This is a genomic window from Bacillus sp. SSR7 (assembly GCF_055902415.1).
The window spans coordinates 126,698-153,056 of sequence record NZ_JBVVXV010000007.1; the positions used below are offsets into that span (position 1 = coordinate 126,698).

Annotated in this window: 29 protein-coding genes, 1 pseudogene and 1 riboswitch; of the genes and pseudogenes, 22 read left to right on the forward strand and 8 right to left on the reverse strand. The window is 35.3% G+C overall.

Annotated features, from left to right (window positions below; genetic code table 11):
* Positions 1-2: 2 nt before the first annotated feature.
* The 3 genes from AC0NJG_RS15110 to AC0NJG_RS15120 form a co-directional block, all read right to left on the reverse strand.
* A complete protein-coding gene (locus AC0NJG_RS15110; protein ID WP_474063195.1) occupies positions 3-773 on the reverse strand; it encodes a DNA alkylation repair protein in 771 nt (256 codons plus the stop codon).
* A gap of 33 nt (positions 774-806) precedes the next feature.
* Complete coding sequence (locus AC0NJG_RS15115) at positions 807-1,112, reverse strand: iron-sulfur cluster biosynthesis family protein (RefSeq protein ID WP_140168747.1); 306 nt, start codon at positions 1,110-1,112, stop codon at positions 807-809.
* A gap of 113 nt (positions 1,113-1,225) precedes the next feature.
* Positions 1,226-2,692 carry an amino acid permease gene (locus tag AC0NJG_RS15120; protein WP_087953245.1) on the reverse strand — a complete coding sequence of 489 codons (1,467 nt, stop codon included), beginning with the start codon at positions 2,690-2,692 and terminating at the stop codon, positions 1,226-1,228.
* 112 nt (positions 2,693-2,804) lie between these two features.
* Positions 2,805-2,997: riboswitch (Lysine riboswitch) on the reverse strand.
* A 322-nt stretch (positions 2,998-3,319) separates the two neighbouring features.
* Here AC0NJG_RS15120 and AC0NJG_RS15125 point away from each other — a divergent pair.
* The gene (locus AC0NJG_RS15125) at positions 3,320-3,769 is read left to right on the forward strand and encodes a GNAT family N-acetyltransferase (protein ID WP_087953246.1); all 450 of its coding nucleotides are present in this window, start codon (positions 3,320-3,322) and stop codon (positions 3,767-3,769) included.
* Positions 3,770-3,808: 39 nt separating this feature from the next.
* On the opposite strand, the gene AC0NJG_RS15130 is transcribed toward AC0NJG_RS15125, so the two are convergent.
* Complete coding sequence (locus AC0NJG_RS15130) at positions 3,809-4,711, reverse strand: sulfite exporter TauE/SafE family protein (RefSeq protein ID WP_087953247.1); 903 nt, start codon at positions 4,709-4,711, stop codon at positions 3,809-3,811.
* Positions 4,712-4,917: 206 nt separating this feature from the next.
* On the opposite strand from AC0NJG_RS15130, the gene AC0NJG_RS15135 reads away from it, so the two are divergent.
* The 6 genes from AC0NJG_RS15135 (at position 4,918) to AC0NJG_RS15160 (ending at position 9,531) form a co-directional block, all read left to right on the forward strand.
* Positions 4,918-5,715 carry a VOC family protein gene (locus tag AC0NJG_RS15135; protein WP_087953248.1) on the forward strand — a complete coding sequence of 266 codons (798 nt, stop codon included), beginning with the start codon at positions 4,918-4,920 and terminating at the stop codon, positions 5,713-5,715.
* 14 nt (positions 5,716-5,729) lie between these two features.
* Positions 5,730-6,656 (forward strand): aminoglycoside phosphotransferase family protein, encoded by a 927-nt coding sequence (locus AC0NJG_RS15140; RefSeq protein WP_087953249.1) that lies wholly within the window; start codon positions 5,730-5,732, stop codon positions 6,654-6,656.
* A gap of 13 nt (positions 6,657-6,669) precedes the next feature.
* Positions 6,670-7,413: a metallophosphoesterase family protein gene (locus AC0NJG_RS15145; RefSeq protein WP_087997146.1), complete on the forward strand. Its 744-nt coding sequence runs from the start codon at positions 6,670-6,672 to the stop codon at positions 7,411-7,413.
* 109 nt (positions 7,414-7,522) lie between these two features.
* Positions 7,523-8,194, forward strand: a complete 672-nt coding sequence (locus tag AC0NJG_RS15150; RefSeq protein ID WP_087953251.1) for a nucleoside/nucleotide kinase family protein — start codon at positions 7,523-7,525, stop codon at positions 8,192-8,194.
* Between the two features lie 117 nt (positions 8,195-8,311).
* Positions 8,312-9,136 (forward strand): DUF2785 domain-containing protein, encoded by an 825-nt coding sequence (locus tag AC0NJG_RS15155; protein ID WP_088327546.1) that lies wholly within the window; start codon positions 8,312-8,314, stop codon positions 9,134-9,136.
* Between the two features lie 80 nt (positions 9,137-9,216).
* Complete coding sequence (locus tag AC0NJG_RS15160; protein ID WP_087953253.1) at positions 9,217-9,531, forward strand: DUF3892 domain-containing protein; 315 nt, start codon at positions 9,217-9,219, stop codon at positions 9,529-9,531.
* Positions 9,532-9,607: 76 nt separating this feature from the next.
* Here the strand turns inward: AC0NJG_RS15160 and AC0NJG_RS15165 are convergent, their stop codons facing one another.
* Positions 9,608-10,048 (reverse strand): YaiI/YqxD family protein, encoded by a 441-nt coding sequence (locus AC0NJG_RS15165; RefSeq protein ID WP_087953254.1) that lies wholly within the window; start codon positions 10,046-10,048, stop codon positions 9,608-9,610.
* 81 nt (positions 10,049-10,129) lie between these two features.
* Positions 10,130-11,572: a MocR-like pyridoxine biosynthesis transcription factor PdxR gene (pdxR, locus tag AC0NJG_RS15170; protein WP_087997153.1), complete on the reverse strand. Its 1,443-nt coding sequence runs from the start codon at positions 11,570-11,572 to the stop codon at positions 10,130-10,132.
* 124 nt (positions 11,573-11,696) lie between these two features.
* Between pdxR and AC0NJG_RS15175 the strand changes: the two genes are divergently transcribed.
* Positions 11,697-12,608 (forward strand): DMT family transporter, encoded by a 912-nt coding sequence (locus AC0NJG_RS15175; RefSeq protein WP_000832969.1) that lies wholly within the window; start codon positions 11,697-11,699, stop codon positions 12,606-12,608.
* An 18-nt stretch (positions 12,609-12,626) separates the two neighbouring features.
* Here the strand turns inward: AC0NJG_RS15175 and AC0NJG_RS15180 are convergent, their stop codons facing one another.
* The gene (locus tag AC0NJG_RS15180; protein WP_088327545.1) at positions 12,627-13,094 is read right to left on the reverse strand and encodes an NUDIX hydrolase; all 468 of its coding nucleotides are present in this window, start codon (positions 13,092-13,094) and stop codon (positions 12,627-12,629) included.
* A gap of 96 nt (positions 13,095-13,190) precedes the next feature.
* On the opposite strand from AC0NJG_RS15180, the gene AC0NJG_RS15185 reads away from it, so the two are divergent.
* The 5 genes and pseudogenes from AC0NJG_RS15185 to AC0NJG_RS15205 all read left to right on the forward strand — a co-directional run.
* Positions 13,191-13,592, forward strand: a complete 402-nt coding sequence (locus tag AC0NJG_RS15185) for a DUF3980 domain-containing protein (RefSeq protein ID WP_087953258.1) — start codon at positions 13,191-13,193, stop codon at positions 13,590-13,592.
* Positions 13,593-13,609: 17 nt separating this feature from the next.
* The gene (locus AC0NJG_RS15190) at positions 13,610-14,080 is read left to right on the forward strand and encodes a GNAT family N-acetyltransferase (RefSeq protein ID WP_088327544.1); all 471 of its coding nucleotides are present in this window, start codon (positions 13,610-13,612) and stop codon (positions 14,078-14,080) included.
* A gap of 48 nt (positions 14,081-14,128) precedes the next feature.
* Positions 14,129-15,019: an AraC family transcriptional regulator gene (locus AC0NJG_RS15195; RefSeq protein ID WP_474063196.1), complete on the forward strand. Its 891-nt coding sequence runs from the start codon at positions 14,129-14,131 to the stop codon at positions 15,017-15,019.
* A gap of 24 nt (positions 15,020-15,043) precedes the next feature.
* On the forward strand, positions 15,044-15,985 hold the full coding sequence (locus AC0NJG_RS15200) for a serine hydrolase domain-containing protein (RefSeq protein WP_474063197.1): 942 nt from the start codon (positions 15,044-15,046) through the stop codon (positions 15,983-15,985).
* 2 nt (positions 15,986-15,987) lie between these two features.
* Positions 15,988-16,254 (forward strand): annotated as a pseudogene (locus tag AC0NJG_RS15205) (alpha/beta hydrolase); the annotation flags it as partial.
* A gap of 47 nt (positions 16,255-16,301) precedes the next feature.
* On the opposite strand, the gene tet reads toward AC0NJG_RS15205, so the two are convergent.
* Complete coding sequence (gene tet, locus AC0NJG_RS15210; protein WP_087953267.1) at positions 16,302-18,245, reverse strand: tetracycline resistance ribosomal protection protein; 1,944 nt, start codon at positions 18,243-18,245, stop codon at positions 16,302-16,304.
* 264 nt (positions 18,246-18,509) lie between these two features.
* Between tet and AC0NJG_RS15215 the strand changes: the two genes are divergently transcribed.
* The 9 genes from AC0NJG_RS15215 (at position 18,510) to AC0NJG_RS15255 (ending at position 26,347) form a co-directional block, all read left to right on the forward strand.
* Complete coding sequence (locus AC0NJG_RS15215; RefSeq protein ID WP_087953269.1) at positions 18,510-18,938, forward strand: MarR family winged helix-turn-helix transcriptional regulator; 429 nt, start codon at positions 18,510-18,512, stop codon at positions 18,936-18,938.
* 18 nt (positions 18,939-18,956) lie between these two features.
* A complete protein-coding gene (locus AC0NJG_RS15220; RefSeq protein ID WP_087953270.1) occupies positions 18,957-19,595 on the forward strand; it encodes a nitroreductase family protein in 639 nt (212 codons plus the stop codon).
* 38 nt (positions 19,596-19,633) lie between these two features.
* The gene (locus AC0NJG_RS15225) at positions 19,634-19,927 is read left to right on the forward strand and encodes a putative quinol monooxygenase (protein WP_087953271.1); all 294 of its coding nucleotides are present in this window, start codon (positions 19,634-19,636) and stop codon (positions 19,925-19,927) included.
* Positions 19,928-20,344: 417 nt separating this feature from the next.
* Complete coding sequence (locus AC0NJG_RS15230) at positions 20,345-20,698, forward strand: ArsR/SmtB family transcription factor (protein ID WP_001977380.1); 354 nt, start codon at positions 20,345-20,347, stop codon at positions 20,696-20,698.
* 1 nt (position 20,699) lies between these two features.
* On the forward strand, positions 20,700-21,140 hold the full coding sequence (locus AC0NJG_RS15235; RefSeq protein WP_000021479.1) for a hypothetical protein: 441 nt from the start codon (positions 20,700-20,702) through the stop codon (positions 21,138-21,140).
* Positions 21,141-21,234: 94 nt separating this feature from the next.
* Positions 21,235-22,995 carry a SulP family inorganic anion transporter gene (locus tag AC0NJG_RS15240; RefSeq protein ID WP_308901845.1) on the forward strand — a complete coding sequence of 587 codons (1,761 nt, stop codon included), beginning with the start codon at positions 21,235-21,237 and terminating at the stop codon, positions 22,993-22,995.
* 369 nt (positions 22,996-23,364) lie between these two features.
* Complete coding sequence (locus AC0NJG_RS15245) at positions 23,365-23,706, forward strand: zinc ribbon domain-containing protein YjdM (RefSeq protein WP_000067656.1); 342 nt, start codon at positions 23,365-23,367, stop codon at positions 23,704-23,706.
* Positions 23,707-24,308: 602 nt separating this feature from the next.
* Positions 24,309-25,241, forward strand: coding sequence for an AAA family ATPase (locus AC0NJG_RS15250; protein WP_474063198.1), 933 nt, complete (start codon positions 24,309-24,311; stop codon positions 25,239-25,241).
* A complete protein-coding gene (locus AC0NJG_RS15255) occupies positions 25,238-26,347 on the forward strand; it encodes a DUF58 domain-containing protein (RefSeq protein WP_088327534.1) in 1,110 nt (369 codons plus the stop codon). Before AC0NJG_RS15250 ends, AC0NJG_RS15255 begins: the two co-directional genes overlap by 4 nt.
* The last annotated feature ends 12 nt before the right edge of the window (positions 26,348-26,359 follow it).

Consider the following 26,359-nt stretch of genomic DNA (forward strand, 5'->3'; position numbering starts at 1 on the left):
ACTCAAAAAGAAAAATCTTGTGGTAAAGTACCATTTTTAATAATCGTTCGTAACCCATGTTTTATAATCCAAGAATTAACAGGATGCTGTTTATCACGCAATTGCTGCAACCATTGAAAAACAAGTTCTTTATCTTCTTTCGTAATATCATTAATATGATTGGCTACAGATTTTTGAACATATTTAGAAGGGTCATTCATTAAAGGCTCAAGAAGCTGTAAATTGTACTTAAAGTCACCTTTCAGAGCTCCTATTTTTTTAGCCCAAGGAAGCCTTGGTCTTGTACCTTCAGAAACTAATCTTCTAATGTGGCTGTCCTCGTCATGAATCCACTGTTGTAATATATTTAGTGTGTCTTCATGGTATGTTTCAAGAAAAGGCCGAATGGCATATTCAGCAGTATTCCGTTTCGTTATTTCATACATGGCGTTGAATGAGGTTTCAAAGTCGTTAAGCCCATATTTTTCAACGTATTTTGCAATAGGCATGTACATATATCCATTTGTAAATGTGCCTACTTCTGTTGTATTCTCTGGCCCCAATGTTTTCAGTAATATATGTATGGCTGCATTAAAATCTTTTTGTAAAGTATTGTGTAATTCATCTGCAATTACTTCAATACGCTGCTTTAACTCTAAATTTTTAACTTTACATGTTACGGAAGATACAAAGTTTCTTTTAGAGAAAGTAGGATCGTGTTTACAAATAGAATCAGCCATTTTTTCTGCAAATTCTTCGTTAAACAAAAATTTTAACGGAACATATTTACTCATTTTTTCACCTCGGTGGTCAAATAAAAACAATCTTTATTTTTTAATCGACAACCCATAAACTAAAGTCTCACTCGGAGTCGTAATACTAAAACCAGTCGTCTTATAATCAAGTTTCACCGTATCACCAGTGTAGTCTTTCGTAAATGAATCCATTTGTACGGTAAAATTAGCATCTTCATATACAACGTCATCTGCGTTATATGTATCCCAAATTAAATCGACATCAACGAAAATACTACAAGAGTTTGTCATTATCCCTCTAATGCGAATGATCTTTTTGTCTTCACGTTCTAATCTATGTATAGCTGTTTTTGCTTCATCAGTAATGCGAATGTTCATGGTATCCCAACCTTTATTTATATTTCTTCTATTATGGCAAAAACAGGAGCAATAGGGAAGCAAAGAGGTTTGGAACAAAAAACGAGCAAACAAATTTGTTTGCTCATTTCACTTTATTTTAGTTCACATTTATCAAGTGGAATCACTTTCGTTTTTTTCGTAAATTTATATCCTAACCAAAGTACTAAGAAGAGTGGTAAACCGATGTACGAAACGAGTACACCATTCCAATCGATTGATTCGCCCATAAATGCGCCGTAGTTTTGTCCTAAAATTACGATAATACAAAGCGTAAATGCGAAGAGTGGACCGAATGGGAACCATTTTGCTCTATAAGGTAAGTCATTTAAATCTTTTCCTTGTGCAATATATGCTTTACGGAAACGGTAATGACTAATTGCGATTCCAACCCAAGCGATAAAGCCAGACATTCCTGATGCATTTAATAACCAAATGTATACAACACCGTCACCGAATAGAGAAGCAATGAAAGCGATACTACCGACAATTGATGTTACGATTAATGCGTTAACAGGTACGCCGCGGCTATCTAATTTACCAAGAAACTTTGGTGCTTTCCCTTGGCGAGCTAAGTCCCAAAGCATACGAGTTGATGCATACATACCAGAGTTACCAGCAGAAAGTACTGCCGTTAAAATAACAGCGTTCATAACAGAAGCAGCAAAGGCAACGCCTGCTTTTTCAAAAATAAGTGTAAATGGACTTACTGTTACATCACTTGCGGCAAGGCTTTCAGTTGTATAAGGAATTAATAAACCGATAACGAGAATCGCAAGGATATAGAATAAGAGAATACGCCAAAAGATCGAACGAATTGCTTTCGGAATATTACGCTCTGGATCAGATGTTTCACCAGCAGCTACACCTAATAATTCTGTTCCTTGGAATGAGAAACCAGCTGCCATAAATACACCGATAATTGCCATGATACCACCGTTAAATGGTGCATCTGCAACAGTGAAGTTTTTGAAGCCAACAGTTTCGCCACCCATAATTCCGAAAATCATCATAAAGCCGACAATTAAAAAGATAATAATAGTAACTACTTTAATAAGTGCGAACCAATATTCAGATTCACCAAACCCTTTAACAGATAAGTAGTTTAAAAGGAAAATAATAGCTAAACATAATCCGCTCCAAATGAGGGAAGGAGTATTTGGAAACCAAAATTTCATAATTAATGTTACAGCCGCTAGTTCAGCAGCGATAGTAATTGCCCAGTTATACCAATAGTTCCATCCAAGTGCAAACCCAAGTGATGGATCAACAAATTTTGTTGCGTACGTGCTAAAAGATCCAGTAACAGGCATATAAGCTGCGAGTTCAGCTAGGCTTGTCATTAAAAAGTAAACCATAATTCCAATTGCGGCGTATGCAATTAATGCGCCACCAGGTCCAGCTGAATGGATGACACCACCGCTGGCAAGAAATAGTCCGGTACCAATTGTACCGCCGAGAGAAATCATCGTAAGGTGCCGAGATTTTAGACCGCGTCTTAATTCACCTTTTCCTTTTGTAGTTTCTGTTTTAGAGGTAGCTTGATTCGTTGCGCTATTCATGTTCAACACTCCTTTTCTTGTAAGATAGGAAGGAGCGGGGGAGAAAAATACAAAAAACCGCCAAAGGAATTTGGCGGAACGTTTCACAAATAACCACCCCATCATACCCTTCCGTTAAGATAGCACCCCACGTTTACACGGTAATTTTGTAAACGTGACAGTTCTGTTCCTTTCGGAGACAGCCCCAGCTCATATTTCCAGAGAAGAAATAGAAACTTCGGCAACTTTTCCTTTCAAACGGAGTCGGTGACATTCTCTGTGTCTCGTCCGTTTTACTCTTAAAAGTCGCAACCTCTACCTCATCGGATTGATGAGGATTTGATATATTGCTAAGATTTTTAATATATGGCAATTGTAATGACTTTCTGAATATATTGCAAGATTTTTTGTTAGGAAAAGTCAAAAAATATCGGTTATTGTTTAGGAAACGCTTGCTAAACTCCGTCCGAACCTACTGTTATGTAAAAAAAAACAAAGAAATAAATTGTTATACAAATGTTTCGCAAAAAATATTAAAAAACCCTTCAAAAATAAAAGAAAATTCAGAAAATATAATTCGACATTCATAATAAAGTCATATTTTTTGTTATAATTAAAGTAAAGCTTAAGTAAAAAGGGGAAATCAATATGAAATTAGAAACAGAAAGACTCTATATAGTGCCGTGTACAGAAGAAAGGATGCACGTCGCTAACGAGCAAGGATTTAATAGTGGTCCACATATTGTAGGGCATGTAGAAACTGTAAAACAAGATGTGGCTTTATTACCTTGGGGGGCGTGGTATGTTATTCGAAAAGAAGATGACATCGTTCTAGGTGATATAGGGTTTAAAGGGAAACCGAACGAGAAACATACAGTAGAAGTTGGTTACGGTTTTATTGAGAAATATTGGAATAAAGGGTATGCGACAGAAGCTGTAAGAGAATTAATAAATTGGGCTTTTCAAACAGGACAGGTAGAAACGATTATTGCAGAGACACTTCTTGATAATATTAGCTCGATTCGTGTATTAGAGAAATTACATATGAAAAGAGTGGGTACTACAGAAACAATGATTAATTGGAAATTAGAAAAATAAAAAATACCGCTCGAAGTATATCGGGCGGTATTTTTTTCGTTAAGGTAGCATTTGCTTTTGATCATTCGGATATCCGGTGGTCGATGCGTTAGAACGATTAGAATGATTGCGAACAGCAATGAAAATAGAAATAATAACGACAAGACCAATTGCCACGTAAGAAAGTGAAATAATCGTTGGATCCACTTTAAATGTAGTAAGTAGTGTACGAATGTTTGTAAAGATAATAAGGCCACCAACTAATACGCCAAGTAAATGAGAAGGAACGATGCGCACTAACCATGCAGCGATTGGAGCTGCGACAATACCGCCAAGCATTAACGAAAATACCCAAACCCAACTTACTTGTTCCCAGCCGAGTGAGATGAAGAAACCAATTGTTGCAGCGAGTGAGACAGGAAACTCACTCGTATCTACAGATCCGATAACTTTTCTAGCTTCATTTCCTCTTGCTAAAAGTACAGGTGTCGTAATCGGACCCCAGCCACCACCACCAGTTGAATCAACGAATCCAGCAAATAAGCCAAGCGGAACAAGTTGTTTAGCCGACATACGTTTATTTGAAGTAACAACTTGTTTTTGAATAATGAATCGTAATAAAATATAAACCCCTAAAGTAAATAAAAATACAGAAATGTATGGTTTAATGACATCCCCAGGTAAATTGCTTAAAAAACATGCCCCAACAAATGCGCCAATTGCTCCTGGTAATGTAAGCCTGGAAACGGTATATTTATCAACGTTTCCAAATTTGATGTGAGATGCACCAGAAGCGGCGGTTGTAACGACTTCAGCTAAATGAACAGAAGCGGAAGCTACAGCCGGTGCGATACCAAACATTAATAATAGTGAGGTAGATGTTACCCCATACGCCATTCCAAGTGCTCCATCAATCAATTGAGCGAAAAATCCAATAATAGCAAAGACAATTAATTTCTGCATAAATTATCCCCCTGTAATAATAAATGAAAAAGGCACTTTTCCCGTATGAGAAAAGTGCCTTTGGTTTTTCCAATCAGCAATAATTAAATTTGTTTTATTATAATACATATTAATCGTATAAATCAACTAGGTTTTAAAGTTTTTTAAATTGAATGAAAGAAAAATAAAATATACAATAAAAGGATGGAGAGAAAGGGGAGAAAGACATGTTACGATTTGATCATCTTGTACATGCGGTGAATTGTACACCGAAGGAAGCAGCAAAACAAATGCAGGAGCGTGGATTTCATACTACACTAGGCGGAGAGCATACAAATTGGGGTACTTGCAATAGTTTATGTTATTTTGATTTATCATATATAGAATTTCTGGCAGTTCAGCATGAAGAAAAAGCGAAGAAAGCAGACAATCCATTAGTACAAGAAACGGTAGTGAAATTACAAGACGGAGAAGGAATGCTTCAAATCGCAATTCGAACAGATGCAATTGAAGAGCTAGCAGTAAAGTTTAGTAAGCATGGTTTACATACGATAGGACCATTTGAAGGGAAACGTATGAGAAAAGATGGTCGCCTTTTAGAATGGAAAATGTTATTTGTAAAGCAAGAAGAGAACGGACCGAAATTACCTTTCTTTATACATTGGAATGAAACAGATGAAGAAAGAAGAAACGATTTACGTAACATTGGCACAATCACGGAACATAAAAACAACGTACAACAAATTGAAACGATTCATTACGCAGTGAAAAATGTTCGAGAAACGTTGCGAATATGGAAAGAAGTAATGGAGCTAACTGCAGGCTCAGTCGTGAAAAATGATGAATGGAATGCTGAATGTCAAAGTGTATCATTTGGTGACATTCATGTGCAGTTTTGTGAGCCGATTGGAGAAGGTCTAGTGCAAGAATACCTAAAGAATCATGGCGAATATCCATTTGCAGTCGAGTTTAAAGGGGAAAATAAACGAGGGCATGAAGTGTTAGGTAGTTTGTATATATATTAATAGAGGTGAACGTTGTGAAGGAAATGCTTAGAGAGATAGAGAGAAAACTAGAATGGCCTCGTATTGTAAAGTGTACAGCTATTTCAAAAGGTTTTTCACATGAAGAGAAATATAAAATAGAATTAGAAAACAGAGTAACATATTTTGTGAAAGTATGTGATGTAGTTCATTTTGAACGTAAACAAGAAGAATATACGTATATGAAACAATTAGAGTCATTACATATTCCAACGCCTAATTTAATTCATTTCATAAAACTTGAGGAATTAAATAAATGTGTTCAAGTATTTGAATGGGCCCAAGGTGTAAATGGTGAAGAAAGCTTAAGTAAGCTAACGGTGGAAGAACAGTATCATGCAGGAAGAAAAGCAGGTGAAGTATTAAAGAAGATTCACTCAATTGAAAGAGAAAGTGCAAGTAATGGATGGGAAACGGTTCGATGGAATAAATACGAAAGATACGTAGATGCGTTAGCAAACTATGAAATAGATTTCCTTGATTTGAAGCCAGTATTAAGATTTGTGGAGGAGCATAAACAATTATTGAAAAATCGTCCAATCACATTTTTACACGATGACTTCCATCCAGCAAATAGTATGATTCATAATAAGGAGTTTATCGTTATCGATTTTAGTGGATATGATTTTGGCGATCCCATACATGATTTTTATAACGTAGCGATTTTTACTACAAGAATAAGCAAACCATTTGCGGTTGGACAAGTTCACGGTTATTGCGGAGGGGAACCATCACTTCATTTTTGGAAACTGTACTCATTATATGCAGCTATGACCTTCCCAGCGGATATCGTATGGACAAACCGAAGCACGCCGCATTTAGTAGAAGATATGAAGGAAAGATTGAACGCGATTTTAGAAGATCATAATCATTTTTCATCCTATATTCCAAAATGGTATCAATCAAGTGAATGTAATAAATAAAGGAGGAATACATATGGAAAAAATTGCGGTAATTTCAGATATACATGGTAATATTCCAGCTTTAGAATCGGTACTCCAAGATATTAAATTGAGGGGAATCGAACGCATTATTTGTCTTGGAGATTTAGTAGGAAAAGGTCCTCATTCTAGCGAAGTAATTGAAATCATTCGTAAAGAATGTGAAGGAGTTGTAATGGGGAACTGGGATGATTTCATTACAAAACCGACTGAATTTGAAGCGTTAAAATGGCATCAAAAACAATTATCAGAAGAACAAAATGACTATTTAAGAAGCTTACCATTTTCGATTGAGTTTTATATGAGCGGCAAACTCATTCGTATGTTCCACGCGTCACCGAGAAGTTTATATGAAAGAATTCAACCACACGCTTCAAGAGAAGAACGTATGAGTATGTTCGAAAATAGTGATCTCACAGAGAATATAGAAGGGGAAAGAAAACCAGATGTCGTTTGCTACGGTGACGTTCACCAAGCATTCGTTCAAAATTTCAGAGGGAAAACATTATGTAATGCTGGTAGTGTAGGAAATCCGCTTGAAATTACACAAGCTTCTTATTTAATATTCGAAGGGATTTACAATGAAAAAGAAGCAGCGAGCTTTTCCATACAACTCGTACGTGTACCGTATGATATTGAATTGGCAATTCGATTAGCAGAAGAAATTGATATGCCAGAGATTGCAGAATACAAACAAGAGTTACGGACTGCTTTATATCGAGGGTTTAAGGGGAAGTAAGCTAATAATATATCAACGATTCACCAAAGGATATCGATTTACCGACAAATAGTGACATAAATTGTTACTTGTAATTATATTATGTAAACTAATTATAAAGGGAGATATCATGAACCGAAAACAACGAATCAAAGAAATTGCAGATCATATTTTAAAGCTAAACTTAACCTATCCAACAAGAGTTGGAGTAAGTGGTATTACAGCATCAGGAAAAACAACATTTGCAAACGAACTAGCGGAAGAAATAAAAAAACGAGGATTACCAGTAACACGCGCCAGTATTGATGATTTTCATAATCCAAGAGTGATTCGCTATGCAAAAGGAAAAGAATCTGCAAGAGGGTATTATGAAGATGCACACGATTATACAGCTTTCAAAGAAAGATTATTAATGCCTTTAGGACCTAACGGGAATTTACAGTATGAAACGATTTCTCATAACTTAATAACAGATATGCCTATACATAATGAGCCACTAGTGGCCACGCAAAATATGATATTAATAGTAGATGGAACGTTTCTATTGAAAAAAGACGTTGCGCATTTATTTGATTACAAAATCTTTGTAGATACAGATTTTGAGATTGCGAGAAAACGTGGTGCAAAGCGCGAGGCTGAGGCTTTTGGAAGTTATGAAGAAGCAGAGAAAATGTTTTTAAACAGATATCATGCGGCCTGTAAGATGTATATAGATGAGCATAATCCGAAAGAGTGTACGGATGTTATATTTCAGAATAGTGATTTAGAAAATCCAGAAGTTATATTTCATGAAAGAGCGTAATACATAATCAGAAATATATGTATAGCTTTTTGTTTATTGTTATAATTAAATTAATTTTATGAAGCAAATAAAAGGGGATAAGACAATAAAAAACGCAAAAAGGGGACAAGAAATATAATGAATGAAGTACTAGAACTAAAAGAAGAACTACTACAAATTAAAAATAATAATTATGCTGTACCAGAAGACGTAGATGCATATCCATATGCCCAGTGGATGTTAGATTATATCGGATCACCTGATGCTGAACTGCGTGATGATTTGATATATAGTACGCTTCACAAATGGATTACAAATGATGTATTTAGACAAAAAGAGTTACGAGGATTAATGCTGCAAGCAATTAGCCCTGATTATTTATTTTATAAAATTGGTGAAAAGGGAACAGATTCTGTATTTAAACGTGCATTCTCCGTATTAATTCCACCACTTATTTTATCTGTTCATGAAAGAGAACCACTGTTATCTGAAGAGCAACTGTACAGTGTGGCAGAACAAGTGTTGGAATATGTATATTTAGAAGAAGATGTAAGAGGTTACGTAGAAGGAAAAGGCTGGGCACATTCTACTGCACATGCAGCGGATGCGCTCGATGCTTTAGCACGTACAATTCAAAATCGTGAGTTCTCATATGCAATACTAGCTGCCGTTCGTCAGAAGGTACGCTTACATGAATACGTATACATTCACTTTGAGGATGAGAGATTAGTAGCGCCAATTATGTCGTTACGTAACCAAAATCTTTTAACTGAAGAAGAGTGGAGCAATTGGTTACATAGTATAGCAACTGTTGAAGACATCCGACATCCGCAGCATGCTATTTTAGTACAAAATATTAGAACTTTCTTAAGAAGTTTTTATTTCAGAGTTTTAGAGACAGAAGGTATTACAGCCTTTACAGATGATATATTGGAGACTTTGAAGGGGGTGCGTAGGTATTAAAAATACGTTTTTCTAAGAGAAAAGTACATAAAACCACTACATCCCAACCATACTAATAAAATGTGTTGGAGGTGAGTTTTATGGACAAAAAAGACTTTGAAAAAGTGTATAATGATTATTTACATCAAGGGGAAGAGCAAGCTCAATTTGAAATAGCTCAGGAAGTTACTTCAGGAGCAGAACAAATAGTTGCCGTTCGTAAAAATGATGATGGAGATTTAATAGCGTTTAAAACAAGTAGCGGGAGAGAGTTAGATTATATGACTGCTCTTAATGAAGCAAAATCTGGGAAGTTAGCTCATGTGGACGTATTTCATAAGTATGGTAGAGATATTATACGAAGTGAACCTGATGAGATAAAAGAAAATAACTTAGATAATTTACCTTCATTTTAAACGGGTAAACCTGAAGAAGAGAATGTTCGTTTGGATATTCTCTTCTTTTCTTTCTCTACAAATAGACGGTTCATTTCTACAGTGCGATCATACTTTTAAAGAGCACTCTAAATTTCTCTTTATCTTCTGCTGTAAATGGTTTCGGTCCCTTTGTACGTTTACCACTTTTGCGAACCATTGCACTTAAATAGCGTGTTTGTAACAATTGTTCAATGTTATCATTCGTATACTTATAGCCTTTATGGTGTAGTACGATACAGCCTTTTGCTAAAGCAAGCGAAGCAAGACCATAATCTTGTGTTATGATTAAATCTTCTTTTTTTGCTAACTGCATAATCCGGTAATCCGCAGCATCTGCTCCAGAATCCACATAAATTGTTTCTACGCCTTTAGGCTGCTCTGCATTAGAATAATGAGAAAAGCTTGTAACGAGGGTAACAGGAATTTCTGCCTTCGTAGCTTCAAAAATAATCACATCTTTTACAGGGCAAGCATCTGCATCAACATAGATTTTCATTGGTATCACTCCTATAAATAGGTTCGTGTTGATGATAATGGTAGATTTAGGTTTTGTCAAACGAGATCCTTTAATCATAAGTTACTTTTCACAAACCAAAATAGCCTCCCGCAAACGAGAAATCCCTTCCTCAATTTGATCAATATTCACTTTTCCATAAGATAAACGAATATAACCATCCTTCGCGCCGAAAATACTACCTGGCATAAAAGCAATTTCTTGTTTTAAGCTTTGCATAATGAGTTGTTTTTCGTTTATCGGTTCTTTTAATTTTCCCCATATGTAAATACCACCGGTCGGGTTTGAAAAAGAGATTTTATCGTGAAGTTGCTCGTTTAGAGCGCGGACGATAACGTCTCTTTTTTCTGCTAGTTGTTTTCGTAACGGTACGATATGCGACTGGAATGGTACAGTTTCGAAAAATTGCTGCATAAGCCACTGTGGGAAAATGCTCATTCCTAATTCCATTTGGTGCCTTGCGTCAGATAAACGCTCAACTACCGATTGCGGAGCGACAAGCCAGCCAACCCGTAATCCTGGCGCAATCATTTTTGATAAGGAATGTACATAAATGACTGTTCCATTTTCATCAATCGATTTCAAAGTAGGGCAAGGTAGTTTCTTTTCTAACGTAAGTAAACTAGAAGGATCATCTTCAACAATCGCAATTCGTAAGTCTGCACAAAGTGATAATAGTTTTTTTCTACGGTTTGGATGCAGCATTGTGCCCGTAGGATTTTGGAAGTTTGGATTTAAAAAAATCATTTTAATACGATGCTTTCTATATAGCTCTTGCACATCATCCGGATTAATACCGTGTTCATCGACAGGTAATGGGAAAATACGAATACCTGCTGATTGGAATAACGGTAAGGAATAGCAGTGTGATGGACTTTCGAAAGCGACAGCATCACCTGGATTTAATAAACATTGTACGATAAGGTGAAGTGCTTGCTGTGCGCCAGATGTAATCATAATGGATTGTTCAGTCGCTTCAACTTTTAAATATTCCTTCATATATTTTACGACCGCTTGTCTGAGCGGGAGATAGCCTTGCGGGTGATCGTAACTTAATGCATGCGTTAACGGTTGTTCTCGTAAAATTGTTTGTAGTTGATCGTGGGGATAAAGATTACAACCGAGCTCTCCGTTTGCAAAATCAATAATATTTTCATTTTGTTGTACTTCTGCCCGAATATGGCGAAGTAACGGTAAGTTTGGTAAGAACGTACCACCTTCTACGAAATTTCTCCAGTTCGGCGTTAATGTTGGAGAAACACCCCACATATGTGTACTCACGCGTGTTCCTTTACCAGTCGTACTTTCTACAATTCCCATAGCACGAAGTTCATTATAAGCAGTCGTTACTGTACTACGGTTTACATTTAACTGTGTAGCTAATTTCCGTTCGGAAGGGAGGAAGCTACCTGGAGGAAGTTCTCCATATGTAATACGTTTTTCAATAAAGTCAACAACTTGCTGATAAATAGGGATTTTACTGTCGCTATCTAGCTTCCATTCCATAAAAACGCCTCCGTAACTCTTATATACATTCAGTATAACAAATTGGCTGGGTAAAAAAACAGCCAATTGGACGGTGTTATATCCAGCCAATTTTACTATGCTAAATATGGAAGGGGAGATTCGGATGAAACGATGGCAAATGGAATGGCTCCTAGTATCAGTAGCATTAGTATGGGGAGCGAATTATACAATTGGAAAGTATGGCGTGGCATATATGTCATCCATTCAATTTAATAGTTTACGATTTTTAGTAGCATCACCGGTATTATTACTTATTACATTTTTAATGGAACGCTCATTACGCATTGAAAGAAAAGATTGGTTACGATTAGTAGCAGTCGGTATCGTTGGTACGACAATGTATCAAACGATGTTTATGCTATCTGTAAAATATACTTCAGCAACGAACGCCTCATTATTAATTGCGATGTCACCTATATTTACAGGGATATTAGCGGTATTGCACAAACAAGAACGTTTTTCGATGAAAGTACAGATTGGTTCAATAGTAGCATTTATTGGTGCAGCATTTGTTTTATTAACAGGGCATACGGGAGGAGCTACTTATGAGTATGCATGGCTCGGTAATATAATTGGATTAGTCGCAGCAATTGCGTGGGGATGGTATCCGATATTAGCGCAACCTCTTATTACAAAATACTCCGCAATGAGAGTCACATCATGGTCTACTTTAATTGGAATTGTACCTCTCGTTATATACTGTTTATTCAACGTAAACACATTAACGTGGCCAGTAGACATGCCAAGTTGGGGTTCACTAGCATATTCAATCGTCTTCGCGACAATCTTCGGACTTGCGATGTGGTATGTTGGTATTAGTCAAATAGGCTCAACGAAAGTAATGGTATACATGTATCTTGTTCCATTATTCGCAGTTATCTTTGCGGCTGTAACAATTGGAGAGCAAATAAACATGATGCAACTCGTTGGCGGTCTTATTATCTTCATCGGTTTATATGTTGTAAAAAAAGGTGGAATCAAAAAGCCAGCTCTCAATTTGAAAAAGGTAAGTTAACAGTAAAAAAGATCTCTTTCATATAGAAGGAGATCCTTTTTGTTTTCGTAATAAAAGCGCTTGTTCAACAGCCCATTTTTGATGATCATGAAGTAAATATTCTATAGCATGTAAAGGAGACATCCACCTTAAAACATGATCCTCCTCGCAGCTTTCAGTTTGTTTCTGCACCATGTTCGCAATATAAAAGAACCCATCATTTAAATAATATGTATCTTCCTTTTCCGCATAAAAATATCGCGCTGCATTACCGATATATTGATCAATTCCAATTGTCCAACCTAATTCCTCTAGTAGTTCGCGATGTAAACATTCATCTTTTGTTTCGTTACCTTCCATAGCGCCGCCAGGTAAAAAATAACGGTCTCCTTTTTGGATAACAGCAATCTTTAAAGAAGATGATTGAAAAATAATCGCATAACAACTAGGTCTTAATTCATAATGAACGGTAGGTTTTTTCAAGCCAAACGTGAGTTTTGAAATTATAAAACACGACCTTTCTCTATAAAATACATAAAAGGAATATTAAGGTAAGTATAGGATTATATAAGTATAATCTTAATAGATTGGAGTGATAACAACATGATAAATCGAAAATGTTCAAGGTGTAAAGAAATAACAGGTGCGTTGCACGGTGGTAAAAAAATTAAGGAAGAATTTTTGTGTGAAGACTGTTTGCAAAAAGGAATTGCGAGTGAAGAAATCGAATTATCACAAGTGGAGCAAGAACAAACTTCGTATCTTTCTATAAAGATATTAAAAATAATGAGTGTGATTTATTTAATAGGATCTATTTTAATGGCTTTTTCTGCCGGATCTCTTATACATGACCCAGGATTTGGAGAAGTATCAATTTCAGGATCAGGTGCAGTCGGTGTTATTATTATTGGATCGATATTCCAGTCTGTACTTGTATTTTGCGGTATTTGGGTATTCATCTTATTAGTAGAAACAGTCATTAAGATTTATGAAAAAATGAAGTGAGTGAGAGGGAGAAACATATGCGAGTAAGAAACATACAAGGGGAAGATTATGTAAAGATTCATTCTGTTTTAAATGATTGGTGGGGCGGGAGAGATATGGCTGCCATGTTACCAAAATTGTTTTTCGTTCACTTTCAAGAAACGAGTTTTATCATTGAAGAAGAGGGCGAAACGTTAGGTTTCTTATGCGGATTCTTTTCGCAAACGCATAAAGAGGAAGCGTACGTTCATTTTATCGGGGTAAATCCGAAGTATAGAAGAAGAGGAATTGCATCGACATTGTATTCGTATTTCTTTGATGTCGCACGTGCAAATAATCGTAAAGTTGTAAAAGCAATTACGTCACCAGTTAATAAAAAATCGATACAGTTTCATCAAGAAATCGGTTTTCGAATTGAGGCTGGGGATGATGAGGTAGAGGGTGTATCGGTACATACAAATTATGATGGGAACGGCGGTAGTAGAGTTTTATTTTTGAAACAGGTGTAAAAGTAGGCTAGCGAAAAGTTAGCCTTTTTGTTGTGAGGAGCTAGAAGTATGGAGAGTAAACAAAATAGAAATGAGTATTTACAGCGCATATACAAAGTACAAAATTATATAGAATCACACATAAATGATTCACTTTCAATTGAAGAGCTAGCCAATGTAGCAGGATTTTCAAAGTTTCATTTTCATAGAATTTTTAAAGGAATAGTAGACGAGCCGTTATCTCGGTATGTGAATCGCTTGAAGTTAGAAAGGGCAACAAACCTTCTTACATATCGATTGGATATGACGATTACGGATATCGCTTACCATTTTGGTTTCACAGATTCAGCAGTTTTCTCTCGGACATTTAAAAATTATTATGGTGTAAGTCCGTCTCAATATCGAAACCATAATAGCAAGAATTGCAAAGACGTAAGGGGAATTCCTCAATACAATGAATGTAAGAAGGTTCGAGGTAATGTTGAAATCGTAACAGCGGATAATATAAACGTCGCATACATAAGACATACAGGTACATACGAAGAGTTAACTATAGCATTTCCAGAAATGATAGAGAAACTATTTCATTACGCATCTGAGCAAAACTATTATGTATTTGAGGATACGAAAGTATTAATCATTTACCACGATCATCATGAATTTACTGAGGACTATCATTTAAGAACAAGTTTATGTATAACAATTCCAGATGAATCCGTAATAGAAACGAACGACATAGGAATAATGGTAATACCTTCAGGCAAGTATGCAGTAGGACATTTCGAAATATTCCAAGATGAATATAAGGGAGCGTGGGACTTTATATATGGTGAGTGGCTGCCAAATAGCGGATATAAACCGAGAGACTCGTATCCTTTTGAAGTATATAGAAATGATCCAAAGCAGCATCCAAAGCATAAACATATAGTTGACATATATGTACCTATCGAACCTTTTTAATTATAGGTTAAAGGGGAAAGAATAATGAAAACTGCTGAAAAGTTAGATCAGATTATAAAAGAAGAATATGAAAATATGAATGGTATGTTAGTAGTGCAGAAAGGTAATGTTATTTTTGAAAAATATTATAACGGTTATGGTCCAGATGATGCATTTCACATAGCGTCAGTCACAAAAACGATAATCTCTGCGCTAATTGGGATATGTATAGATAAGGGCTATATAAAAAGCGTTGATCAAAGAGTAATAGAGTTTTTCCCGGAATATAACGTTCATTCATCTGAAGTAACAGTACGCCATCTTCTAACGATGACAGCTCCACATCCATTCGTAGACTGGCAGGAACCGTTAGAAGAACTATGTATACAACAAGATTGGATACAATATACGTTAAATAGGATAGGAAACGGCGGAGAAATTGGATCTTTTAAATATTCATCTGCAGGAGCTCACATACTATCAGCAATTATAACGAACGCAACAGGAAAAAATGCGCGTGAATTTGCGAATGAATACTTATTTCAGCCACTCGGCATGAGAGAAATTCCAAACTATAATATGAAAGCATTTGGATTTGATGACTTATTCGGAAAAGATGTGAAAGGATGGGTTCACGATCCAAATGGTATTTCGACGGGCGGATGGGGACTAACGTTAACAGTTAGGGATATGACTAAGTTTGGACAGATGTATTTGAATGAAGGTATTCATAATGGAAAACAAATACTATCAAAATCATGGATAAAAGAATCGACAGAAATGAACCAAAATCAATATGGTTACTTATGGTGGTTACGAGAAGAAGATGGAATCTTTTCATACTGTGCAATGGGCGATGGTGGGAATGTGATTTGTTGTATTCCGAAGCAGGACTTGGTTGTAGTAATTGCTTCTAAAGCTATGCCGAATGCACGGGATAGATGGGAATTGATTAAAGGGTGCATACTTCCTTATTTAAAAGATTAATAATGATATTAATGACACCGTTACTGACGTTTGATACAATTTTTGATTCTATTTTGCATAGTAATCATGAAGGGCTTTTAGTAATTGGGGATAAAGATCACCAATACAATTCGGACCAAATTGATCAGTTACATAAAACGAATTTACAGATTGAAGTTGTCAAAAACGCAAATCATTCTGTAAATGTTGGGGAATTTGAAACAAAAAATTCAATTGAAGCGATAATAAAAGTATTAGAAAAACTTAAAGAAGTTATTAGGACAAACTAATCTATCAATACATAAAAAAAGAGGTGCAATTTGCACCTCTTTTTTATTTAATAAGCCTTCAAAACATGAAGCAAATAATCCTTACGATTCAGCGGATTATAATCAACACGTTTTCGAATAGGGAAGGGAGCCATAATCTTTGTGAAACCAGCTGGCTTCGTTGTAAATATACCTTCTCCTTCTGTAAATGAATGGAGCATGCGCTTAAAATTCTCTGTTTTCGCAACAGGTAATGAGCCTGTTAATTGATAAGAATCATTATTGAATATAGGCTCTGCAAAAGTTGCTGAAATGGCAGCGAGCTTATACATTGCAGTACTAATTGCATGCTCAGGTACAGTTAATTCAAACTCATTTACTGGTTCATATACATATGTTTCAGCTTTCTTTAAAGCATCCATTAAAACGAGCGGTGTTAAATTTCTAAAGTCACTCGCTGTTGTAACAGGACTAGCATAGCCAGTATGTGTTAACGTAACGATAATATCCGTAACTTCCCATCCGTACAAACCTTGTTTTAACGTTTGAAATACAGTATCTTCAATCGCTTTATGAAATGCTAAAGGTAGTGAGCCAAGTTCAACGCCTAATGTATATGTTATGCCAGAATTTAGCTCACCACGTTCAACCTTGAATCCGACTGTTGCGTAAAATGGATTCGCTTTTTCATCCATTACTTCAACCGAATTCCCAATGCCAATTGGTTTTTCAATACATACAACTCGTGTATTTGAAAAAGTAACCTGCAAATTATATTTCTCAAAAAGAGTCGTTTCAATGACTTCTTTTTGTACTTCACCGAAAAGGCGAATATATAGTTCATTATGAACATCGTCTTTCCACACTTTAATGAGTGGATCTTCTTCACATAGTTCCATAAGAGCAGCGTATAAATCATGAATTCGTTCCGTAGGCACCGCATCAATAGCAGCTTCCATTTGTGGTTCGGCAAAGTGAATATCCTTTATATAATCCGTCCGTTTACCGATAATATCACCAATTTTTATATCACTCACTCCCCACATTTTACAAAATTCTCCGCTAGGAACGGTAGAAGTTTGTAAGGCATCTCCATTATGAAATATGCACATTTTTTTAATCTTTTCCTTATGTGGTAGAGACTGATCCCGTTGTATATCCACATATTTTCTAACGTGTAAACTACCTGAAAAAACTCTTACATATGCAATCTTTTCCCCAGAAGGTTCACGTTCAATTTTAAATACAATACCGGATAATTCTTCATCTTGAGACGAAATATTAGCTGGAAGTAAGGCTGAAATATTTTCAAGTAGTTCAGGTACGCCCATGCCTGTCATGGCTGAACCGAAAAAGATTGGATACACATTTGCTTTCTGTATTTGTTTTTCTAGCTCTTTTCTTAAAAGTGCGTCCGGTATTATTTCGTTATTTACGTATGACTCAAGTAATGATTCATTATATGATGCTAGCAGTTCAATACAATCGTCATATGATCTACATTCAATAATCCGTGCTTCCTTTGTTCCTTCGTTTTCTACAGAGTAGAAGGGGAATGCTTCATTTGAAAGCATCTCTTTTATTTGTTTCATAACTTTTTCAGTATTCGCGCCACTACGGTCTATTTTATTAACAAAAAGTATAGTCGGTATATTTAGTTTCTGTAATGTCCGCATTACAATCTTCGTTTGTGCTTGCACGCCTTCAACAGCAGAAATAACTAAGATTGCACCGTCTAAAACGCGGAATGATCGCTCCACTTCAGCGATAAAATCAGCGTGTCCAGGTGTATCAATGACATTTACTTTTAAGTCATTGATACAGAAAGAAACGACAGACGCTTTAATCGTAATGCCGCGTTGTCTCTCTAATTCCATTGAGTCAGTTTGCGTATTACCACTATCTACTCGCCCAACTTCTTTAATCACATTCGTTTCATAAAGAATACGCTCAGTCAAACTCGTCTTGCCAGCGTCTACGTGCGCGACAATCCCTATATTTATTGTTGTCATATGTCAATATCCTCATTTCATTTTCCAATTTCATTTCCTCATTTCTATTTGTGTATTGCCGCATTACAATCACTCTCCAGTCATTTGAATTATTACTATTATAATGCAATTTACATTTTTTGTAACGCTACAAAGCGCCTTAATTTGGAAAAATAAAAATGAAAACAAAAAGCTTGCAATCTAAATCGATATAGATTATATTAATTGACATATCAACTATTGATATGTCAAATGTTTTTAAATTGGATGTAAAGGAGGGGTAATTTGACAAGTTCATGCTCAAAAGAAGCGATTATTTTATATAAATTACACTTTCTAAATAAAGAAGTAAGTTCGAAGTTTGAAGGGTGTACGGGTATGAGCCAGTCTCGATTAGAGCTTATACTCCAGTTATATGAAGTAGGTGAAATTAGTCAAAAAGCACTTCAACAAGAAGTGAATATTGATAATGCTGCGATAACGAGGCATTTAAAGCAGCTTGAGGCTAATGAAATGATTGTAAGACGTAAAAATCCAGATGATAACAGAATTACGTTAGTTTCTCTTACCGAAGAGGGACGAAATAAAATTCAAGCGTTTCAAGAGGAAAAAGAACGTTTTGCAGCATGTGCATTTAAAGGATTAAGTGAGGAAGAACGCGATAATCTTTTAAATATGTTAAATCACATTCAAGAAAATATAAAAGAACTTTAAAAAAGGGAGAATACAACTATGACTAACTCAGTAAAAACAAATGACTTTAACGAAATTTTAACAGGACGTCGTTCAATTCGTAAGTACGATCCTTCAGTAAAAATTAGCAAAGAAGAAATGACAGAAATTCTTACAGAAGCAACACTTGCACCATCTTCAGTAAACATGCAACCATGGAGATTCCTTGTGATTGAAAGTGACGAAGCAAAAGCAACACTTGCACCGCTTGCGAAATTCAATCAATCTCAAGTAGAAACATCTTCAGCTATGATCGCTGTATTCGGTGACTTAAACAACTTTGATAATGCAGAAGAAATTTATGGTACAGCAGTAGAGCGCGGACTTATGCCAGCTGAAGTAAAAGAAGATCAAATGAAAAAACTTTCAGCTTACTTCTCAATGGTTACACCAGAAGTAATGAAAGACACAGTACTAATTGACGGTGGTCTTGTAGCGATGCAATTTATGTTAGCAGCTCGTGCTCACGGCTATGACACTTGTCCAATTGGTGGTTTTGAGAAAGATCAAATCGCAGAAGCTTTCGGACTAGACAAAGAACGTCACGTACCAGTAATGTTAATTTCAATCGGAAAAGCTGCTGACAGTGGTTACCAATCAGTACGTCTTCCAATTGAAAAAGTTGCTGAGTGGAAGTAATTTCAAAGAAATAAGTGGAATATGAAAGGGGAAACACCATGATTATTATTCACGCAATATTTCAAGTAGATCCAGCAAAACAACAATCATTTTTAGAAGAAATTCAACCACTCATTCATGGTTCAAGAGACGAAAGTGGAAATGTATCTTATGACTTATATAAAGATACAGAAAAAGAAAGTGTTTATACGATGGTAGAAGTATGGAAAGATGAAGCAGCAGTTGCGAGTCATAATACGAGTGAACACTTCACATCTTTCGTTAGTAAAGCAGCACAGTTTTTAACTGCTCCTCTTAATATAAAAGCTTATAATGGAGAGTTAGTAAAATAATATGGTTGGAAAAGATGACTTTAGCGTATTGCTGTAGTCATCTTTTTTATATCAATGATTCGTGATGCAGATCAAAGAAAAAATAAAGTTGTTTCAAATGAGCAAAATGGTTATACCAGATTGTAGTGTACGAATTGAAGGTACCAGAAAAGGAGTGCGAAAGGTGTCTAAATTCACATAATGCAGGTGTATCCAAGGAGAATGGAAGAAAGAATTTTCGCAACTATTTAACTGTTACATGACTTGATGGGAATTTCATTTTGTATAGTTTCCATCGTTTCTGATTCTTTTTATAACGTTTTAAAGTTTGTATTGAAAATTGTAAGTTCTAGAAGTATCATATACATATTCAAACATTTGAAGATGTATATGATACTTTTTTAAGTTTTAGTTAAAATAAAAACTAGAGGTGTTTAAATGGGAACTGAAATGCAACAATTTAAAGCTGATTTTTTTAAAGCCTTATCGCATCCTTTACGAATAGGTATTTTAGAAGTGTTATCAGAAGGTGAAAAAAGTGTAAATGAAATTCAAAGTATTCTTAATAAGGAGGGTTCAGCTGTCTCTCAACAGTTAAGTGTGTTACGTGCTAAAAATATTGTTGTTGGCACCAAAGATGGAAAACGAGTTTTATATTCTCTTCGGGACCCTATGATAATAAATTTACTGGTAGTTGCACGGAAAATTTTTAACAACCATTTAATCGATACGATTTCAATGTTAGAAGAGCTAGATGAAACAGAAGGCGAAACGATAGTTACGGAGGTGTAGGTTGAGCATTGAAGTTCAGAAAGAAGATATTATCCAACATGGGATTGATATATTTCGCTCAATAGGAGCTTATCACGTTTGTAATGTATGTATTAACAGTGGGAATTCTTGTTGTTTTTCATGCCAGCATCTACAAGATGGCGTTGGATGTCAAAAAAGAAATACTGCTTGTACAGCTTGGTTATGTGGAATCCAAGGTTTTTTATTTGATCAAATAGGATTATTGGATGAATGGAATCATTTTTGGATTGAAATTCCAGGTAAAATGTTTCGTAGAGATACTACTCCAGATCAGATAAGGATTACATCGTTTATAGACACAAAGAAGCTAGATAGTCGAGCTGGGGAACTTCTAGCGGTAAGATTGGAATCCTATGTACAACAAGGTGGAGATATCGGTGAATTAGAGCGTCATTTAAGCAAAACGTATAGTAAATATTAGGATGGCGTTTTCTTTTGTGAAAATCTCTTTTATAAGGGAACGAGAAATACATTTGTAATCTAGATTTATTAAGAATAGAAAAGAAGGGTTTATAATGAGAGGGTTATTTACAGGAAGGTTTGAAGGATATTCATTGGGGCATTTGCAAAAGGATATTCTTGCAGGAGTGATTGTTGGAGTTGTTGCGATTCCACTTGCTATGTCTTTTGCAATAGCCTCTGGTGTTAAGCCAGAGTATGGAATTTATACAACATGTATTGCAGGGATACTCATTTCTCTATTTGGTGGTTCAAAGTATCAAATTGGAGGACCTACAGGTGCTTTTGTTCCAATTCTTTTAGGAATTGTCATTAACTATGGATACGAAGATTTACTACTTGCTGGTTTATTAGCTGGGATTATTTTATGTCTTATGGGAATTTTTAAACTAGGGTCTTTAATAAAGTTTATTCCGCGTCCTGTAACAATTGGCTTTACGTCAGGAATCGCTGTCATTATCTTTACAGGACAAATTGCTAGTTTTTTAGGTCTTACAGGTATAAAAAAACATGAGGAATTTATAGCAAATCTGAAAGAAATCTTTACGCATATCAATACTACGAATTTTTACAGTGTAATAACTGCTTTGATTTGTTTTCTTGTCATACTCATAACACCAAAGATTTTGCCAAAAGTACCAGGTTCATTAGTGGGTATTATGGTTTCCACTATAATTGCAACTGTATTTTTCTCAGATCATGTACCTACTATTGGTACAGCATATGGTACGATTCCTAGTACACTTCCTCAGTTTGGTATACCAGAAATTACGGTAGAGCGTATAAAACAGTTAATTGGCCCTGCATTTGTTATTGCGATGCTTGGTGGTATTGAATCTCTTTTATCCGCCGTCGTAGCAGACGGTATGACGAATAGTAAACACAACAGTAATAAAGAACTTATCGGTCAAGGAATTGCTAATATTGTTACACCATTATTTGGAGGTATTCCGGCAACTGGAGCAATTGCCCGCACAGCAACCAATATTAGGAGCGGAGCTGTATCCCCGATGTCTGGTGTTATTCATGGGGGATTTGTATTATTCACGCTTTTATTGTTAGCCCCATATGCTTCACATATTCCGCTTGCTAGTATGTCTCCAATATTAATGGTGGTAGCATGGAATATGAGTGAACGAAAACATTTTATTCACATACTTAAAATGAAGACAGGGGATTCACTTGTATTACTTGTAACATTTCTACTGACTGTATTTACAAGTTTGACAACAGCTGTGGAAATCGGACTTATTTTAGCTGTTATTTTATTTACAAAACGTATGAGCAACATGCTTGTTATATCTAAAGTGCTTCCAGATCATACAAGAAAGAACGAGAAATTGTTGCCACATGTGGTAAATAAAGCTCACGATTGTCCACAAATCAGCATTTACACAATAGAAGGACCATTGTTCTTTGGAGCTGCTCAAACGTTTGAACAAAACATTCTAGCGACCATTCATTATAAACCAAAAGTTTTAATTTTGCGTATGGGAAAAGTTCCTTTTATTGATACAACAGGAGAATCCTATTTTAGGAATATTGTTCAGCATTTCAAAAAGCAAGGTGGCGTAATTCTTGTTTCAGGAATTCAATCAGAGCTAAAAACAACTCTAGATAAGAATGGATTATACGCGGAGATTGGCGAAGAAAACTTTTTTGATCATACAGGGGAAGCAATCAACTGTGCTTTAAGACAGTTGAATACAAACAAATGTATAGGATGTAAGCACTTTGCTTTTCATGAATGCACGGAGCTGGCTCAGCAATCTCAGGATATGAATGCAATAAAGAATAAAGCAAATGCATTAGATTAGTGAACTACTCGCCACTTAGCAAAGCTTGAAGTGGAAGGTTCTCAGTTCCACGACGAAAGTAACCTTTCATCTCCCTGAGCGTTACTTCGGGGCATTTTACCCCTAGTTGTCCAACGTTGAAGCTCTCTTTATACGGTTGATATTTTACGAAGGAACCGAATGGCTTGGTTTTCGCACTTTATTTTCTTCCTGCAACCTTCTATATCAAGTTATCAAAGAACTTTATATAGTTAGATTATCAAAAGTTTTTGGCTATGCTGATCCGAAAGAATTCGTTAAATTTTAACTATAAAATTACTATTCTTATGAAATTATAAAAAGAAATTTTTAAAAACTATATAATGAATAATAAATGGAGGAATTTAAAATATGTCTAATTTACCTAATTGTCCAAAATGTAATTCAGAGTACACTTACGAAGATGGGAATTTTTTTGTTTGCCCAGAATGTGCCTATGAGTGGACTTTAGAATTAGAAACTGAAAATAGTGAAGATACAAAGATGATTAAAGATGCAAATGGAAATATCTTGAACGATGGTGATTCTGTAACAGTTATCAAAGATCTTAAAGTAAAAGGAACTTCATCAGTTGTAAAAATCGGTACAAAAGTGAAAAACATCCGTTTAGTTGAGGGTGACCATGATATTGATTGTAAAATTGATGGTTTTGGAGCTATGAAATTAAAATCTGAATTTGTTAAAAAGGTTTAAATGTAAGATTCGTGTAACAGAAGTAATTTGATCTAATTGTTTAAAGTCAATGGATGTGCAATACTTTTAAGATAGTAGAAGTTAACCATTTTTATAATAGAAAGACCTCATTCAAAGATACTTATCAAGAATGAGGTCTTTTTATTTTTGGAACTTACCTTGAACATACTCGTATATTTAAAAAATGATGCGAAATAAGCTGGGAGCATAAAAATGGGAATTTCTAAACGTAAGAAAATCAGCTTTTCATTTGAGAATAATGTCTTAGAATGGGGTTTATATTATTCGGATGTTGGGATTTCAACTATAATCCTACATAAGGATGTAGATTTCTATCAGTAGTCCACATTAAAACTGATGCGCAAGAAGTTCTACTACAATCATATAAAGTGGAACCTAATAGCATTATAAAATATAAAATGTTATAATTTGGAATTGATAGTTATTTGAAATTTACGAATTTTTATCAAAGGTAATTTAATCTATTTTATGTTGTAAACTGGTGTCATTTACAGTCATAGGTACATAATAGGCACCTTTCGCCTAAATACCTGGGGGGATTTAGTGAAATAAAATATAGGATAATAGATAGGGGGAGATGTATGGGCACGTTGAAAAAGATTATTAACAACATTTCAAAGGTAATCATAGGTAAAGATGAATCGATTGAGTTGGCTGCAATAGCTCTAATAGCAAAAGGACATATTTTATTAGAAGATGTACCGGGGACAGGAAAAACAACACTTGCGAAAAGTTTGGCTAAAAGCGTGGACGCAAAATTTCAAAGAATACAATTTACAGCGGATACTTTGCCCGGAGATGTTATTGGTCTTGAATATTTTAATGTGAAGGAATCGGATTTTAAAACGAGGTTAGGTCCTATTTTTGCAAATATAGTATTAGTGGATGAAATTAATCGGGCTGTACCGAGAACACAATCTTCGTTACTTGAAGTTATGGAAGAGCGTACTGTTACGATTGCGAAACAGACGCATTCATTACCAGAACCTTTTTTAGTAATTGCAACGCAAAATCCTCTTGAATCTGCTGGTACATTTCCTTTACCTGATGCTCAATTAGACCGATTTTTACTTACGATTCGCCAAGGTTATCCTACGAGAGAAGCTGAAAAGGAAATGATGAATCGGTTTCAAATGAATGATCCGTTAGAAACATTACACTCTATTATTTCAAGTGAAGAAATTATTATGATGCAAAAGCGTGCAAGAGAAGTGTTAGTAGGAAATGATGTGCAAGATTATCTTCTTGAAATTATTGAGGCAACGCGTAAGCATGAGCTAATTGAAATTGGTGTAAGTCCGCGGGGGACGTTGGCTTTTATGAGAGCGATTCAAGCACGGGCTATATTAAATGAAAGAGATTACTGTACGCCAGATGATATAAAGATACTTGCTGCATCTATATGCGCCCATCGTTTAACGTTGACAATTGAAGGGGAAACGAAAACAACAAAAGAACAAATCATGAAAGAAATTATTCATACGATTAATGTGCCGGTGGAGAATGTACGATGAATCAACAACTTGTGTATACACCTTTAGCGGAGCCTTTCGTAATAGGAGTTATGTCAGTTGTAGCCGTTATTTTAAGTGTATTTTCAAATAATCTACTCATATTATCTCTCGTATTTTTATATGTAATTTTAATAGGTGCTATGCATGTTTATATACGTAAAGTATCTCGTGTTAACTGGGAATACGATCAAGGAAATTCGAATGTTTTTATTGGTGAAACGAACAGGTGCAAAATAAAAATTTCAAACAAATCAATTTTCCCTATTTTTAATGTTGTATTCCGATTTAAATGTGAAAATAAGATAACTTGGAATCATGATGAAATAAATAAAAATAATAGTACAGGTTCAAATTATTATATGAATTTTAATGTAAAAGGCAGAGAGTCAGTTTCATTTGATTTACAAGCTGTAGCGTTAAAAAGAGGCATTGCGAAATGGGAAGAGGTTGAAATTGTTATTACTGATCTCTTTGGATTTATAACGAACCATATCACATATAAACAAGTTGATACGCCCTCCTATTTAGTCTTACCAGCTGTTCCAAAAATACAAGTTCCTGAATTACAAGAATGGTCACGAGGATTTCGAAAAGCGATGTCATCACCCTTATATGATGAAACGAAAGTAATGGGAGTAAAGTCTTATGAAAATGAAGATTTTCGTTCCATCCACTGGAGTGCAACAGCGAAAACAGGGACGATAACTGCGAAAAAGTACGAGCGAACGCAATCAGATAAATACGCGATTTACCTCAACTTGCAAAATAAAAGCGGTATTTCTTTGCGAAATGATATAGAGGAACTAATTGAATTAACGGCAGGCATATGTAAACAACTGCTCATGCAAAACTGTTCATTTGAAGTATGGATCAATAGTGTAAAAGATAACGGATTATTGCATATAAAAAATGGTGATAATCGGAAACATTTGCAAAATGTATTAAAGGTACTTGCCTCAATATCGGATCAAGATACACCTATAACTTCTTCTTATTTTTATACAGCTGGATTTCGGCGAAAGGAATTGGATGCGGTTCCTTTAATTATTGGTACTTCACCAAAGAAATACAGTAGAACGAATAAATGGATTGTAATGAAAGAATAAGAAGGGGCTTAT